14 protein-coding genes and 1 tRNA gene are annotated in these 14,332 nt (G+C 72.2%); 4 read left to right on the forward strand and 11 right to left on the reverse strand.

Annotated elements, in window-relative coordinates; all coding sequences use genetic code 11:
• Positions 1-11: 11 nt before the first annotated feature.
• Positions 12-458 carry a GNAT family N-acetyltransferase gene (locus ABD361_RS23745; protein WP_344437698.1) on the reverse strand — a complete coding sequence of 149 codons (447 nt, stop codon included), beginning with the start codon at positions 456-458 and terminating at the stop codon, positions 12-14.
• A 240-nt stretch (positions 459-698) separates the two neighbouring features.
• Between ABD361_RS23745 and ABD361_RS23750 the strand changes: the two genes are divergently transcribed.
• Entirely contained in the window at positions 699-1,481 is a 783-nt protein-coding gene (locus tag ABD361_RS23750; RefSeq protein WP_344437700.1) for a response regulator transcription factor, read from the forward strand.
• On the opposite strand, the gene ABD361_RS23755 is transcribed toward ABD361_RS23750, so the two are convergent.
• Positions 1,440-1,937 (reverse strand): MarR family winged helix-turn-helix transcriptional regulator, encoded by a 498-nt coding sequence (locus tag ABD361_RS23755; protein ID WP_344437702.1) that lies wholly within the window; start codon positions 1,935-1,937, stop codon positions 1,440-1,442. The two genes, ABD361_RS23750 and ABD361_RS23755, sit on opposite strands and share 42 nt — an antisense overlap.
• 72 nt (positions 1,938-2,009) lie before the next feature.
• Here ABD361_RS23755 and ABD361_RS23760 point away from each other — a divergent pair, with 72 nt between their 5' ends.
• Positions 2,010-2,837, forward strand: a complete 828-nt coding sequence (locus ABD361_RS23760; RefSeq protein ID WP_344437704.1) for a trans-aconitate 2-methyltransferase — start codon at positions 2,010-2,012, stop codon at positions 2,835-2,837.
• 46 nt (positions 2,838-2,883) lie between these two features.
• Here ABD361_RS23760 and ABD361_RS23765 read toward each other — a convergent pair whose 3' ends face one another.
• Positions 2,884-3,579, reverse strand: a complete 696-nt coding sequence (locus tag ABD361_RS23765; protein WP_344437706.1) for a TetR family transcriptional regulator — start codon at positions 3,577-3,579, stop codon at positions 2,884-2,886.
• Positions 3,576-4,577, reverse strand: coding sequence for an acyl-CoA desaturase (locus ABD361_RS23770; protein WP_344437708.1), 1,002 nt, complete (start codon positions 4,575-4,577; stop codon positions 3,576-3,578). The genes ABD361_RS23765 and ABD361_RS23770 overlap by 4 nt, the downstream gene beginning before the upstream one ends.
• 207 nt (positions 4,578-4,784) lie before the next feature.
• Here ABD361_RS23770 and ppc point away from each other — a divergent pair, with 207 nt between their 5' ends.
• On the forward strand, positions 4,785-7,517 hold the full coding sequence (gene ppc / locus ABD361_RS23775; RefSeq protein WP_344437710.1) for a phosphoenolpyruvate carboxylase: 2,733 nt from the start codon (positions 4,785-4,787) through the stop codon (positions 7,515-7,517).
• Between the two features lie 44 nt (positions 7,518-7,561).
• Here the strand turns inward: ppc and pth are convergent, their stop codons facing one another.
• The 5 genes from pth to ABD361_RS23800 form a co-directional block, all read right to left on the reverse strand.
• Positions 7,562-8,152: an aminoacyl-tRNA hydrolase gene (gene pth, locus ABD361_RS23780; RefSeq protein ID WP_344437881.1), complete on the reverse strand. Its 591-nt coding sequence runs from the start codon at positions 8,150-8,152 to the stop codon at positions 7,562-7,564.
• A 90-nt stretch (positions 8,153-8,242) separates the two neighbouring features.
• Positions 8,243-8,815 carry a 50S ribosomal protein L25/general stress protein Ctc gene (locus tag ABD361_RS23785; RefSeq protein WP_344437712.1) on the reverse strand — a complete coding sequence of 191 codons (573 nt, stop codon included), beginning with the start codon at positions 8,813-8,815 and terminating at the stop codon, positions 8,243-8,245.
• A 196-nt stretch (positions 8,816-9,011) separates the two neighbouring features.
• Entirely contained in the window at positions 9,012-9,989 is a 978-nt protein-coding gene (locus ABD361_RS23790; protein ID WP_190132144.1) for a ribose-phosphate diphosphokinase, read from the reverse strand.
• Positions 9,990-10,062: 73 nt separating this feature from the next.
• Positions 10,063-11,517, reverse strand: a complete 1,455-nt coding sequence (gene glmU / locus ABD361_RS23795) for a bifunctional UDP-N-acetylglucosamine diphosphorylase/glucosamine-1-phosphate N-acetyltransferase GlmU (protein WP_344437716.1) — start codon at positions 11,515-11,517, stop codon at positions 10,063-10,065.
• Between the two features lie 117 nt (positions 11,518-11,634).
• Positions 11,635-11,706: transfer RNA gene (locus ABD361_RS23800), tRNA-Gln, on the reverse strand.
• Positions 11,707-11,871: 165 nt separating this feature from the next.
• Here ABD361_RS23800 and ABD361_RS23805 point away from each other — a divergent pair.
• Positions 11,872-13,224, forward strand: a complete 1,353-nt coding sequence (locus tag ABD361_RS23805; protein ID WP_344437719.1) for a sensor histidine kinase — start codon at positions 11,872-11,874, stop codon at positions 13,222-13,224.
• 10 nt (positions 13,225-13,234) lie between these two features.
• Here the strand turns inward: ABD361_RS23805 and ABD361_RS23810 are convergent, their stop codons facing one another.
• Positions 13,235-13,738, reverse strand: coding sequence for an SUKH-3 domain-containing protein (locus ABD361_RS23810; RefSeq protein ID WP_344437721.1), 504 nt, complete (start codon positions 13,736-13,738; stop codon positions 13,235-13,237).
• A 10-nt stretch (positions 13,739-13,748) separates the two neighbouring features.
• Positions 13,749-14,279, reverse strand: coding sequence for a YwqJ-related putative deaminase (locus ABD361_RS23815; RefSeq protein WP_344437723.1), 531 nt, complete (start codon positions 14,277-14,279; stop codon positions 13,749-13,751).
• Positions 14,280-14,332: the final 53 nt, after the last annotated feature.

The following is a 14,332-nucleotide window of genomic DNA, read 5'->3' on the forward strand; positions in this document are numbered from 1 at the left end:
CGTCAGGGGCGTCAGGAGCCGAAGCGCTTGGTCAGCAGGTGGTCGGTCACGCCCGGCGGATAGTCGTCGATCGTGGCGATCAGCTCGTAGCCGAGCTTGCGGTAGAAGTCCGGGGCCTGGAAGTCCCAGGTCTCCACCTGGCTGCCCACGGCGCCGTGCACGGTGCGGGCCTCCTCCTCCGCCCGCGCGACCAGGCGGCTGCCGAGCCCGCTGCCGCGGTGCCGGGGGTCGACCCACAGGAGTTCGAGGTGGAGCCAGTGCCACTGCAGGTGGCCTGTGGCGCCGCCGGCCAGTTCGCCGTCCGGGCCGGTGGCGAAGACGTGCAGCGGGACGGCGTCCCGCGCGGACGTTCCGGCCAACGCGCGGATGACGGACGAGTGTTCGGCATTGCTCGCCCGCAGACGCGCGTGCACCACATCCCGTCGTTCGGGATCGTTCACCGCCTCAATACTGAACATAAAGCTCACCATAAACAGCGGGGTCAAGCACTTTTGCCAATACGCCACCGGCACCCCGCCCCGGCCGTACGCTGAATCACAGCGCCGGTGGGGGCCGGTGCTGATCAGGGGGCGAGGCAGGCAGGTACGACGCCCGGGGTGGGGTGGTTGTCGGGCACGGCGGCGGCCGTGCGCGTGCGGCGGCCCCCGCCCGGGCGCCGTACCCGCGCTGTGTTCGCCCACCAGGACATGGGGGTGGTTGTGGCACGTATTCGGGTATTGGTGGTCGACGACCACCGCATCTTCGCCGAGTCGCTCGCCGCCGCCCTCGCGGCGGAGCAGGACGTGGACGTCGCGGCCGCCGGCAGCGGGCCGGCGGCGCTGCGCGCGCTGGAGCGCGCGGCAGGTGAAGGGCGGCGTTTCGACGTGCTGCTGATCGACGCCGACCTCGGCGCGGCGGCGGGCGGGGAGGTGGCGCACGTACCGGCGCAGCCCCGGGGTCCCGGCGGGGACGGCACCGACAGCACGGTCGACGGGATCTCGCTGGTCGGCAGGGTGCGCACGGGCCATCCGGGAGTGCGCACGGTGGTGCTGGCCGAGCGGGACGACCCGCGCCGGGCCGCGGCCGCGCTGCAGGCGGGCGCGGGCGGCTGGGTGGCCAAGGACTGCTCGCTCTCCCGCCTGCTCGCGGTGATACGAGGGGTGTTGCGCGACGAGACGCACCTGCCGCCGGCCCTCCTGACGGGCGTGCTGCGCGAGCTGACGGCCGCGCGCAAGCACCGTACGGAGAGCGAGCGGCTGGTGGAGTCGCTCACGCCGCGCGAACGGGAAGTGCTGCGCTGCATGGTGGCGGGGCTGGGCCGCAAGGCCGTCGCCGAGCGGCTGTACCTCTCCCCGCACACGGTCCGCACCCACATGCAGAACGTGCTGGGCAAGCTGGGCGTGCACTCCACGCTGGCGGCCGTGGCGCTGGCCCGGCGGGCCGGGGTCGGCCCGGTGGACCTAACCGGGGACGTTGTCGAACGGGGCGGTCAACTGGCGTAGCAGCCCGGCCAGTTCGGAGCGCCGGGCGGGGGAGAGCTCGACGAGGATGGCCCGCTCCTGGGCGAGCAGGCCGGCCAGCGCCTGGTCGGCCCGGTCCCGCCCCTCGTCGGTGAGCCGGACGAGCACGCCGCGCCGGTCGCTGGGGTCGGGCTCCCGCCGGACCAGGCCCTTCTTGGCGAGCCGGTCGATGCGGTTGGTCATGGTGCCGGAGGTGACCAGGGTCTGGGTGAGCAGCTGGCCCGGCGAGAGCTGGTACGGCGAGCCGGCGCGGCGCAGCGCGGTGAGCACGTCGAACTCCCAGGGTTCGAGCTCGTGCTCGGCGAACGCGGTGCGCCGGGCCCGGTCGAGGTGCCGGGCGAGCCGGGAGACCCGGCTGAGCACTTCCAGTGGTTCCACGTCGAGATCGGGGCGCTCTCGGCGCCACGCCGCGACCAGCCGATCGACCTCGTCCTCCATGTGATTAGTGTAGTTGGTCTGTCGACATGAAGTCTCTTGACATCAAGATAAGCGGGTGAGGATCCTGAGGGCATGCCCCCAGTAGCCACACCCTCCTGGGACCCCGGCCAGTACCTGCGCCACAGCGGCCCCCGCACCCGGCCCTTCCGCGATCTGCTCGCCCGCATCCCCGACCCGCCCGAACAGGGCCGGCGGCCCGCCCGCATCGCCGACCTCGGCTGCGGCGCCGGCAACATCACGGCCCTGCTCACCGCACGCTGGCCCGACGCCGACGTCCTCGGCCTCGACAACTCCCCCGAGATGCTCGCCCGGGCCCGTACCCACGCCGGAGTCACCCCCGGCGGCGGCCGGCTCGCCTTCGCCCACGCCGACCTCGCCGACTGGCAGCCCGACGGGCCCTGCGACCTCATCGTCTCCAACGCGGCCCTCCAGTGGGTCCCCGGCCACGCGCAGTCCTTCGCCGCCTGGATCGAGGCCCTCACCCCCGGCGGCACGCTCGCCTTCCAGGTCCCCGGCAACGGCGACGCCCCCAGCCACGCCCTGCTGCGCGACCTGTGCGCCTCCCCGCGCTGGCACGACCGCCTCGGCGAGGCCGGCCGGCGCCGGGTCGAGGTCCTGCAGCCCCAGGAGTACCTCGACCGGCTGACCCGGCTCGGCTGCACGGTGGACGCCTGGGAGACGACGTACGTCCACGTCCTGCAGGGCGAGGACCCCGTCCTCGACTGGATCAAGGGCACGGGCCTGCGCCCGGCCCTGACGGCGCTCGCGGACGATGCGGAGGCAACGGCCGCCTTCCTCACGGAGTACGCGGCCCTGCTGTGCGAGGCGTACCCGAGCCGCCCGTACGGCACGCCGTTCCCGTTCCGACGGGTGTTCGTGGTGGCACGGAAGCCGGACTGATCGCGGCGCGGCCGTCCTGCCGACCGGGCCCGAGGGGCCCGGTCGGTCAGCTCTTGCGGTGGCCCACCAGGCGGGGCTTGGGCTCCAGGCCGTCCAGGCCGTGCCAGGCGAGGTTGACCAGGTGCGCGGCCACCTCGGCCTTCTTCGGCTTGCGCACGTCCAGCCACCACTGGCCGGTCAGGGCCACCATGCCCACCAGCGCCTGGGCGTAGAGGGGGGCGAGCTTCGCGTCGAAGCCGCGGGCCTTGAACTCCAGGCCCAGGATGTCCTCCACCTGGGTGGCGATGTCGCTGATCAGTGAGGCGAAGGTGCCCGTCGACTGGGCCACCGGCGAGTCCCGCACGAGGATGCGGAAGCCGTCCGTGTACTTCTCGATGTAGTCCAGAAGGGCGAACGCCGCCTGCTCCAGGAGCTCGCGGGGGTGGCCCGCGGTCAGGGCGCCGGTGACCATGTCGAGCAGCTGGCGCATCTCGCGGTCGACCACCACCGCGTACAGTCCCTCCTTGCCGCCGAAGTGCTCGTAGACCACCGGCTTGGAGACCCCGGCCTTCGCCGCGATCTCCTCCACCGACGTGCCCTCGAACCCCCGCTCGGCGAAGAGCGCGCGACCGATGTCCAGGAGCTGCTCGCGGCGCTCCGCGCCGGTCATCCGCACCCGGCGCGGGCGCGGGCGCCGGCTCCCGGAGGGGGCGGGCAGGTCCTTGTCGTTGGTATTGCTGTCGATCGCCACGCCGTCAATCATGCCGCGTGTGCGGCACTTCCCTCCCCGCCCGTCTCCCGGGGCCGCCGCTTGGCGGCGATCCGGTCCGCGTCCGGCCAGCGCACGTCGTACGCCCAGCCGGCCTGCTCGCACCAGCGGATGAGGCGGGCGCTGGAGTCCAGCTGGCCCCGCAGCACGCCGTGCCGGGCGGAGGTGGGGTCGGCGTGGTGCAGGTTGTGCCAGGACTCGCCGCAGGACAGGACGGCCAGCCACCACACGTTGCCGGAGCGGTCGCGCGACTTGAACGGGCGCTTGCCGACCGCGTGGCAGATGGAGTTGATCGACCAGGTCACGTGGTGCAGCAGTGCCACCCGCACCAGCGAGCCCCAGAAGAAGGCCGTCACCGCGCCCTGCCAGGACCAGGTGGCCAGGCCGCCCACCAGCGGGGGGATCAGCAGCGAGATCGTCGTCCACAGCACGAACTGCCGCGAGATCGCGCGGATGGCCGGGTCCTTGATCAGGTCCGGGGCGTACTTCTGCTGCGGCGTCTGCTCGGAGTCGAACATCCATCCGACGTGGGCCCACCACAGGCCCTTCAGCAGGGCCGGCACGCTCTCGCCGTAGCGCCACGGCGAGTGCGGGTCGCCCTCGCCGTCGGAGAACTTGTGGTGCTTGCGGTGGTCGGCGACCCAGCGCACCAGCGGCCCCTCGACCGCCATCGAACCCATGATCGCCAACGTGATCCGCAGGGGCCGCTTGGCCTTGAACGCGCCGTGCGTGAAGTAGCGGTGGTAGCCGATGGTGATGCCGTGGCAGCCGATGAAGTACATGGCCGTCATCAGTGCGAGATCCAGCCAGCTGACACCCCAGCCCCAGGCGAGCGGGACCGCGGCGAGCAGGGCGAGAAACGGAACGACGATGAACAGCAGCAGGGTGATCTGCTCGATCGACCGGCGTTGCTCCCCTCCGAGAGTGGCGGAGGGCAGGGGGGTCTCCTGGGCCTTCGGCGCGTTTTCGATCACGTCGGGGCTTGCAGTCATGGAATCCCTCAGGGGGGTCGGGGCTTGGCTACGGTCTCGTGGCTACGGTTCCGTAACCTACGGCTTCGTAAGTATGGCAGGGCTCGGCCCCCGGGCAAGAGGCCGCGGCCGACCGCGCGTCGCCCGGCGACCTATGCTGGGGGCGTCGGACAGCGCGGTCCGCCACCCCTCCAGACGTGCTCGGAAACACCGCAAGGAGCCGCACCTGTGAGCAGTGCCGACAACACCAACGCCGCCCTGCGCGCCGACATCCGCCGTCTCGGCGACCTCCTCGGCGAGACCCTGGTCCGCCAGGAGGGTGAAGAGCTCCTCGACCTCGTCGAGCGCGTGCGCGCCCTGACCCGTACGGACGGCGAAGCCGCCGCCGAACTCCTCGGCAGCACCGACCCGCAGACCGCCGCCAAGCTGGTGCGGGCCTTCTCCACCTACTTCCACCTGGCCAACATCACCGAGCAGGTGCACCGCGGCCGCGAACTGCGCGCCCGCCGCGCCGCCGAGGGCTCGATCCTCGCCCGCACCGCCGACCAGCTCAAGGACGCCGACCCCGAACACCTGCGGCAGACGATCGAGCACCTCGGCGTGCGCCCCGTCTTCACCGCCCACCCCACCGAGGCCGCCCGGCGCAGCGTCCTGAACAAGCTCCGCCGCATCGCCGAGCTCCTCGACGACCCCACCGCCCACGCCCCCGGCGAGGGCGACCGGCGCCGCACCGACCTGCGGCTCGCCGAGAACATCGACCTGCTCTGGCAGACCGACGAGCTGCGCGTCTCCCGCCCCGAGCCCACCGACGAGGCCCGCAACGCCATCTACTACCTCGACGAGCTGCACGCCGACGCCGTCGGCGACGTCCTGGAGGACCTCCAGGCCGAGCTCGAGCGAGTCGGCCTCGACCTGCCCGCCACCACCCGCCCGCTGACCTTCGGCACCTGGATCGGCGGCGACCGCGACGGCAACCCCAACGTCACCCCCGACGTCACCTGGGACGTGCTGATACTGCAGCACGAGCACGGCATCACCGACGCCCTCGAACTCGTCGACGTGCTGCGCGGCGCCCTGTCCAACTCCATCCGCAACAGCGGCGCCACCGAGGAACTGCTCACCTCCCTCCAGCACGACCTCGAACTGCTCCCCGAGATCAGCCCCCGCTACAAGCGGCTCAACGCCGAGGAGCCCTACCGCCTCAAGGCCACCTGCATCCGGCAGAAGCTGGTCAACACCCGCGAACGGCTCGCCAAGGGCACCCCCCACCAGGAGGGCCGCGACTATCTCGGCACCGGCGAACTCCTGGCCGACCTGCAGCTCATCCAGGACTCCCTGCGCGCCCACCGCGGCCGGCTCATCGCCGACGGGCGCCTGGAGCGGGCCCTGCGCACCCTCGCCGCCTTCGGCCTGCACCTGGCCACCATGGACGTGCGCGAACACGCCGACGCCCACCACCACGCCCTCGGCCAGCTCTTCGACCGGCTCGGCGAGGAGTCCTGGCGCTACGCCGACATGCCGCGCGACTACCGCGGCCGGCTGCTCGCCAAGGAACTGCGCTCCCGCCGCCCGCTGGCCCCCACCCCCGCACCGCTGGACGCGGCCGGCCAGAAGACCCTCGGCGTCTTCCACACCATCGGCGAGGCCCTCAAGACCTTCGGCCCCGAGGTCGTCGAGTCGTACATCATCTCCATGTGCCAGGGCGCGGACGACGTCTTCGCCGCCGCCGTCCTCGCCCGCGAGGCCGGCCTGATCGACCTGCACGCCGGCTGGGCGAAGATCGGCATCGTGCCGCTGCTGGAGACCACGGACGAGCTGCGCGAGGCCGACCGGATCCTCGACGAGATGCTCGCCGACCCCTCCTACCGGCGCCTGGTCGCCCTGCGGGGCGACGTGCAGGAGGTCATGCTCGGCTACTCCGACTCCTCGAAGTTCGGCGGCATCACCACCTCGCAGTGGGAGATCCACCGGGCCCAGCGCCGCCTGCGCGACGTCGCCCACCGCTACGGGGTGCGGCTGCGGCTCTTCCACGGCCGCGGCGGCACCGTCGGCCGCGGCGGCGGCCCCACCCACGACGCGATCCTCGCCCAGCCGTGGGGCACCCTGGAGGGCGAGATCAAGGTGACCGAGCAGGGCGAGGTCATCTCCGACAAGTACTTGATCCCCTCCCTCGCCCGGGAGAACCTCGAACTGACCGTCGCCGCCACCCTGCAGGCCTCCGCCCTGCACACCGCCCCCCGGCAGTCCGACGAGGCGCTCGCCCGCTGGGACGCGGCCATGGACACCGTCTCCGACGCCGCCCACGGCGCCTACCGGCGCCTGGTCGAGGACCCCGACCTGCCCGCGTACTTCTTCGCCTCCACGCCCGTCGACCAGCTCGCCGAGCTGCACCTGGGCTCCCGGCCCTCCCGCCGCCCCGACTCCGGCGCCGGCCTCGACGGCCTGCGCGCCATCCCGTGGGTCTTCGGCTGGACGCAGTCACGGCAGATCGTGCCCGGCTGGTTCGGCGTCGGCTCCGGCCTGCGCGCCGCCCGCGAGGCCGGCCTGGACTCCGTCCTCGCCGAGATGCACGAGCGCTGGCACTTCTTCCGCAACTTCCTCTCCAACGTCGAAATGACGCTGGCCAAGACGGACCTGCGCATCGCACAGCACTACGTCGACACCCTCGTCCCGCAGGAACTGCGGCACGTCTTCGACGTGATCAAGGCGGAGCACGAGCTGACCGTGCAGGAAGTCCTGCGGATCACCGGCGAGGACGAGCTGCTGGCGGCCAGCCCCGTCCTGCGGCAGACGTTCCGCGTCCGCGACGCCTACCTCGACCCGATCTCCTACCTGCAGGTGACGCTGCTGCACCGGCAGCGCGAGGCGGCGGCCCGGGGCGAAGCCCCGGACTCCGTGGTCTCGCGCGCCCTGCTCCTGACCGTGAACGGCATCGCGGCGGGCCTGCGCAACACGGGCTGAGCCGGCGGAGTACCGGACGGGCCCGCGGTCCGTCCGGTACGGCCTCAGCCGTTGTACGTGCTCTGGGCGCGCTCCAGGCCGTCCAGCACGAGGGACTCGACCGCATCCGCCGCGCGATCGACCTCGTAGTCCAGGTCCTTGCGCTCCGTGGAGGAGAAGTCCTTCAGGACGAAGTCGGCGACCTGCATGCGCCCCGGCGGGCGGCCGATGCCGAAGCGGACGCGGCAGTAGTCCGGGCCCAGCGACTTGGTGATCGACTTCAGGCCGTTGTGGCCGTTGTCGCCGCCGCCCACCTTCAGCCGCAGCACCCCGTAGTCGATGTCCAGCTCGTCGTGGACGACGACGATCCGCTCGACCGGCACCTTGTAGAAGTCGCGCAGGGCGGTCGTCGGGCCGCCCGACAGATTCATGAACGACATCGGCTTGGCGACCACGACCCGCTGCGAGGCCGGGCCCGGCGGGCCGATCCGGCCCTCGACGACCTGGGCCCGCGCCTTGTGCGCCTTGAACCTGCCGCCCATCCGCTCCGCGAGCAGGTCGGCGACCATGAAGCCCACGTTGTGGCGGTTGCCCGCGTACTCGGGGCCCGGGTTGCCCAGGCCCACGATCAGCCAGGGGCTGGAGCCGTCCGTCATCTGCATGTCTCCTTCATACGCCGACCGCCGTCCCGCTTCCTCCTGGAAAGCGGGACGGCGGTGGGTCGAAAAGAACTACCGGGGCCTGGATCAGGCCTCGGCGCCCTCGGCCTCGACCGGGGCGACGTCACCGGCGACGACGTGCAGGACGACGGCGTCGGCGTCCACGGCCAGCGCGACACCGGCCGGCAGGACGACGTCCTTGGCCAGGACGGAGGCACCGGCCTCCAGGCCCGCGACGGAGACGGTGACGGCCTCGGGGATGTGGGTGGCCTCGGCCTCGACCGGCAGGGCGGTCAGGGTGTGCTCCAGCAGGTTGCCGCCCGGGGCCAGCTCGCCCTCGGTGTGGACCGGAACCTCGACGGTGACGGTCTCGCCGCGCTTGACGACGAGCAGGTCGACGTGCTCCAGGAAGCCCTTGAGCGCGTCACGCTGGACCTGCTTGGGGATGACCAGCTCGTTGCGGCCCTCGATGTCCAGGGACAGCAGGACGTTCGGGGTCTTGAGCGCCATCATCAGGTCGTGGCCCGGCAGGGACACGTGAACCGGCTCGGCACCGTGGCCGTAGACGACGGCCGGAACCTGGTGGGCGCGGCGGATGCGGCGGGCGGAGCCCTTGCCGAACTCGGTGCGGACGGCGGCGTTGAGCTTGACCTCGGCCATGGTGCACTCCTCGTGACAGATCTTGTGGTGGACGGGTTACCCGGCCCACGACAGGCCTGCTACGAAGAGCGCGTCGATAACGGACCGCCGCACATGAGTGCGGCCTCCCTCGCCGAGCAACTCGCAGAGTCTACCCGGCGGGGGAGGCCGCCCAGAAATCGATCAGTATCCGATCGGCAATCCGATCAGTACCGGATCAGCCCAGCTCGTCGAAGAGGCTGGTCACGGAGCCGTCCTCGAACACCTCGCGCACCGCGCGCGCGATCGTCGGGGCGATCGACAGGACCGTGATCTTGTCGAGCTCCAGCTCGTTCGGCGTCGGCAGCGTGTTGGTGAAGACGAACTCGCTCACCTTGGAGTTCTTCAGACGGTCCGCGGCCGGACCGGAGAGCACGCCGTGCGTGGCCGTCACGATGACGTCCGCGGCACCGTGCGCGAAGAGCGCATCGGCGGCGGCGCAGATCGTGCCACCGGTGTCGATCATGTCGTCGACCAGGACGCACACGCGGCCCTTGACGTCACCCACGACCTCGTGGACGGTCACCTGGTTGGCGACGTCCTTGTCGCGGCGCTTGTGCACGATCGCCAGCGGCGCGCCCAGACGGTCGCACCAGCGGTCGGCGACGCGCACGCGGCCGGCGTCGGGGGAGACCACGGTCAGCTTGTCGCGGTCGACCTTGGCGCCCACGTAGTCCGCCAGGATCGGCAGCGCGAACAGGTGGTCCACCGGGCCGTCGAAGAAGCCCTGGATCTGGTCGGTGTGCAGGTCGACCGTCAGGATGCGGTCGGCACCGGCCGTCTTCATCAGGTCCGCGATCAGACGGGCCGAGATGGGCTCGCGACCGCGGTGCTTCTTGTCCTGACGGGCGTAGCCGTAGAACGGCAGGATCACGGTGATGGAGCGGGCCGACGCGCGCTTGAGCGCGTCGATCATGATGAGCTGCTCCATGACCCACTTGTTGATGGGAGCCGTGTGGCTCTGCATCAGGAAGCAGTCGGCGCCGCGCGCGGACTCCTGGAAGCGGACGTAGATCTCACCGTTGGCGAAGTCGAAGGCCTTGGTCGGGACCAGGCCGACGCCCAGCTGGTGCGCGACCTCCTCGGCAAGCTCGGGGTGGGCGCGGCCGGAGAAGAGCATCAGCTTCTTCTCGCCGGTCGTCTTGATCCCGGTCACAGCACAGTCTCCTTGGATGTCGCTTTGTGTGCGCTTATCACGGTACGCCCCGCACGGCGTGCCGGTGTCACGGTCACTGCTCGCCCTCGCTGTCCCGGCGAGCAGCCTCGGCGGCCTCGGCGGCCGCGCTTCCCGGGCGCTTGCGCGCCACCCAGCCCTCGATGTTGCGCTGCTGACCACGTGCGACGGCCAGCGAACCCGGGGGCACATCCTTGGTGATGACCGAGCCGGCAGCGGTGTACGCGCCGTCCCCGATCGTGACCGGAGCCACAAACATGTTGTCCGATCCGGTACGGCAGTGCGAGCCGATCGTGGTGTGGTGCTTGCTCACACCGTCGTAGTTCACAAAGACGCTCGCCGCGCCGATGTTCGTGTACTCGCCGATCGTCGCGTCGCCCACATACGACAGGTGCGGCACCTTCGTGCCCTCGCCGATCGTGGCGTTCTTCATCTCGACGTACGCCCCCGCCTTCGACTTCGCGCCGAGGCGCGTGCCGGGCCGCAGGTAGGCGTACGGGCCGACGTTGGCACCCTCGCCGATGACGGCGGAGTCGGCCACCGTGTTGTCCACACGGGCGCCCGCGTGGACGGTGGTGTCCGTCAGGCGGGTGTTCGGCCCCACCTCGGCGCCGGTCGCCACGTGCGTGGCGCCCAGCAGCTGCGTGCCCGGCTGCACCAGCGCGTCCGGCTCGAAGGTCACGGTGACGTCCACCCACGTCGTCGCCGGGTCCACCACCGTGACGCCGCTCATCATCGCCGCGTGCAGCAGGCGCTCGTTGAGCAGCTTGCGGGCCTCGGCGAGCTGGACGCGGTTGTTGATGCCCAGGATCTCCCGGTGGTCGTCCGCCACGGCCGCGCCGACACGGTGACCGGCCTCACGCAGGATGCCCAGGACGTCCGTCAGGTACTCCTCGCCCTGGCTGTTGTCCGTCCGCACCTTGCCCAGGGCGTCCGCCAGCAGCTTCGCGTCGAACGCGAACACACCCGAGTTGATCTCGCGGATGGCGCGCTGGGCGTCGGTGGCGTCCTTGTGCTCCACGATCGCGGTGACGGCACCGCTGTCGTCGCGCACGATGCGGCCGTAGCCGGTCGAGTCCGGCACCTCGGCCGTGAGCACCGTCACGGCATTGCCGTCGGCGGCATGTGTGCTCGCCAGACGCTGCAGCGTCTCGCCCGTCAGCAGCGGGGTGTCACCGCAGACGACGATCACGGTGCCGTCGAGGGCGACGCCGCTGTTCGACAGCTCCTCCAGACCCATGCGCACGGCGTGACCGGTGCCGTTCTGCTCGTACTGCACGGCGGTGCGCACACCGGGGTCGATCTCGGAAAGATGCGCGGAAACCTGCTCGCGGGCGTGCCCCACGATCACCACCAGGTGCTCCGGCTCCAGCTCACGAGCGGCGGCGACGACGTGCCCGACGAGGGAGCGGCCGCAGATCGCGTGCAGGACCTTGGGGGTCGCGGACTTCATGCGGGTGCCCTCACCCGCTGCGAGGACGACGACGGCTGCCGGGCGGTTGGCGCTCACGGGTGTGCCCTTCGGCTTCGAGGGGGTGGACACCCGCAGGATACCGGGGCGTAAGAGGGGTGAAACGCGCAAGGGTCCTGACCTGGGCGGTCAGGACCCGTGAGGTGAAGTCCGCTGCTCCCCTGCCAGGACTCGAACCTGGAAAGACGGCACCAAAAACCGTAGTGTTGCCAATTACACCACAGGGGACTGCAAAGACGGCCAAAACGGACACTGTCCCGGAGGGGCCGTGCCGATTGATCGCTCGGCACCTCACACTATGCCGTACCGGCGGCCCTTGATGCGACGGTGCGTGCCGGGGCACGTGTCGTGGACACGCGAAAACCGGTGGCACCCGCCCGTAGTCTGGGTGGTATGACCACAACGGGGGCAATAGTGGAGGAGGGCGCGCGGGGCGCGCCCTCGGGGCCTTGGTGGTGGGCGCGGCGGCGGGCCATGGTGCTGGACGTGGTGCTGGCCCTGGCGTCCGCCCTGGAGTGCCTGCTGGAGGGTGTGGCCTTCGCGCACGAGCTCGGGCTGCCGGGAGCGGTCGGCGGCCTCGTCGGTGTACCCGCGGGGGCCTCGCTGGTGTTGCGGCGGCGGTGGCCCGTGGCCGTGGTGCTGGTGTCGATCGCGATCACGCCCGCCGAGATGGGCTTCCTGATCAGCGTCGTCGGTCTGTACACGCTCGCGGCCTCCGAGGTGGCGCGGCGGATCACCGTGGTGCTGGCGGCGGCGTCGTTCGCGGGCACGGTGATCGTGGCCCTGGCCCGCTTCCACCAGGACGTGGCGACGGGCGCGTACCACCCGGGTCTGTGGCCGGCGATCGCCTTCGCCGTGGTCATGGCGCTCGGCGTCACCGCGCCGCCCCTGCTGCTGGGCCTGTACGTCGGTGCCCGGCGGCGCCTGGTGGAGAGCCTGCGGGAGCGTGCGGACGGCCTGGAGCGGGAGCTGTCGCTGCTGGCGGAGCGGGCCGAGGAGCGGGCCGAGTGGGCCCGTAACGAGGAGCGCACCCGTATCGCCCGTGAGATGCACGACGTCGTCGCGCACCGGGTGTCGCTGATGGTCGTGCACTCCGCCGCGCTGCAGGCCGTCGCGCTCAAGGATCCCGAGAAGGCGTCGCGCAACGCGGCCCTGGTCGGTGACATGGGCCGGCAGGCGCTGACGGAGCTGCGCGAGATGCTGGGCGTGCTGCGCACGTCCTCGTCCGAGGCCGCCGCCCCGGCGCCCGCGCGGGCCGCGGCCGGGCCGGAGCGGCTGGCGGCCGTGGCCGCTGTGGCCGCCGCGCGGGTGCGCGGGGCCGCCGGCGAGGCCGCCGGGGACGCGGCGGACGGGGGGCCGTCGCTGGAGGGCCTGGAGCACCTGGTCGACCAGTCCCGGGAGGCCGGCATGGTCGTCGAGCTGACGGTGCACGGCGACCAGCGTTCGTACGCCCCGCACGTCGAGCAGACGGCGTATCGCGTGGTGCAGGAGGCGCTGACCAACGTGCACAAGCACGCGCCCGGCGCGAAGGCCGTGGTGCGGCTGGCCCACCGGGGCGCCGAGGTGGCCCTGCAGGTGGAGAACGGCCCTTCCGACGGCGAGCAGCCGGGCGCCGGCCTGCCGAGCGGCGGCAACGGGCTGGTGGGCATGCGGGAGCGGGTGACCGCGCTCGGGGGCGTGTTCGTCTCCGGCCCGACGGATGCGGGGGGTTTCCGGGTCTCGGCGGTCATACCGGACGCGGCGTAGGGGACGGTCGTTACCCGCGCGCGGCCGACAGACGGGAGGGGCGGGTGCCGGTGACGAGCGTGCCGATGGCGTGGTCGATGTCCGAGCCGAGGTACCAGTCGCCGGTGGCGTCCAGGCTGTAGACACGGCCGTGCGCGTCGATCACGAGCACCGCCTGCCCGTCGAGCTCCTGCCCGAGCGGGCACACGTCGGCGCCCAGCGCCCGCCCGAGGTCGGCGACGGTGCGGGCGAGGTGCAGGCCGTGCATCGGGTCGATCTCGAAGGGCGTGGGCGCGATGTGCCGCCCGGCCCCCGGCGGCGTCACCCGCAGCCCTCCGAACTCCGCCCACGCCTCCACCGCCGCCGGGAAGACGGTGTGCCGGTGCCCGGCGGGGGAGACGTGGGCGCGCAGGGTGTCGGCCCAGTTCTCGGCGGCCTTGATGTCCCAGCGGCCCGGCTGCCAGCCCGCCTCGCGCAGGGCGGCGTCGACGGCGACGGGGAAGCGGGTGGCGGCGGTGCGGTCGAATGCGCGCATGGTGTGGTGGTCAGTTCCTGCCGGTGGTCGGGGCGGCGGGGTCGACGGGGCGGACGCCGAAGTGGGCCAGCAGCTCGCCGCAGGAGCGGCACGGCGGGGCGTAGGCGCCGTGGCGGGGGTCGCCGTCCTCGCGGATGTGGCGGGCCGTCAGCTTGGCCTGCTTGAGCGCGCGCCGGGCCTCGCCGTGGGTGAGCGGTTTGCGGGCGGCGCGTTTGCTGCGGCCGGCCTCGTGGGCCGTCAGGTAGCGGGTCAGCAGGACCGCTTCGGGGCAGCGGCCCGTGAAGCGTTCGCGCCGGTCGCTGGTCAGGGTGTCCAGGAAGTCCTGGACGAGGGGGTGGAGTCTGGGGGGTTGGTCCGCTTTGCCCGCGGTGCAGGTGAGGGTCTCCCCCCGGACGGACAGGGCGGCCGCGACGGCGGGCAGGATGCCGTCGCGGCGGCGCAGCAGGACCGGCGGCCGGGCCGCGTCCTCGGAGGAACTCCAGGTCAGCCGGGGGTCGCCGGGCGCGGAGCCGTCGGTGTGGCGTTCCTGAGTCGTGTGCATGGCGGTTCTTCCCTCCCGTGCAATCCCCCTGTTGCGGGGATCAGCCTGCCAAA

The sequence above is a fragment of the Streptomyces luteosporeus genome, from assembly GCF_039532865.1.
In the GTDB taxonomy this organism is placed as follows: domain Bacteria; phylum Actinomycetota; class Actinomycetes; order Streptomycetales; family Streptomycetaceae; genus Streptomyces; species Streptomyces luteosporeus.

Bases quoted from the DNA above. Each gene is read 5' to 3' on its own strand.
- ABD361_RS23765 (WP_344437706.1), bottom strand. From the start codon at position 3,579: ATGATTGACGGCGTGGCGATCGACAGCAATACCAACGACAAGGACCTG.
- ABD361_RS23760 (WP_344437704.1), top strand. From the start codon at position 2,010: ATGCCCCCAGTAGCCACACCCTCCTGGGACCCCGGCCAGTACCTGCGC.
- ABD361_RS23745 (WP_344437698.1), bottom strand. From the start codon at position 458: ATGTTCAGTATTGAGGCGGTGAACGATCCCGAACGACGGGATGTGGTG.
- ABD361_RS23805 (WP_344437719.1), top strand. From the start codon at position 11,872: ATGACCACAACGGGGGCAATAGTGGAGGAGGGCGCGCGGGGCGCGCCC.
- ABD361_RS23810 (WP_344437721.1), bottom strand. From the start codon at position 13,738: ATGCGCGCATTCGACCGCACCGCCGCCACCCGCTTCCCCGTCGCCGTC.
- ABD361_RS23785 (WP_344437712.1), bottom strand. From the start codon at position 8,815: ATGGCCGAGGTCAAGCTCAACGCCGCCGTCCGCACCGAGTTCGGCAAG.
- ABD361_RS23815 (WP_344437723.1), bottom strand. From the start codon at position 14,279: ATGCACACGACTCAGGAACGCCACACCGACGGCTCCGCGCCCGGCGAC.
- ABD361_RS23770 (WP_344437708.1), bottom strand. From the start codon at position 4,577: ATGACTGCAAGCCCCGACGTGATCGAAAACGCGCCGAAGGCCCAGGAG.
- pth (WP_344437881.1), bottom strand. From the start codon at position 8,152: ATGACGGACGGCTCCAGCCCCTGGCTGATCGTGGGCCTGGGCAACCCG.
- ABD361_RS23755 (WP_344437702.1), bottom strand. From the start codon at position 1,937: ATGGAGGACGAGGTCGATCGGCTGGTCGCGGCGTGGCGCCGAGAGCGC.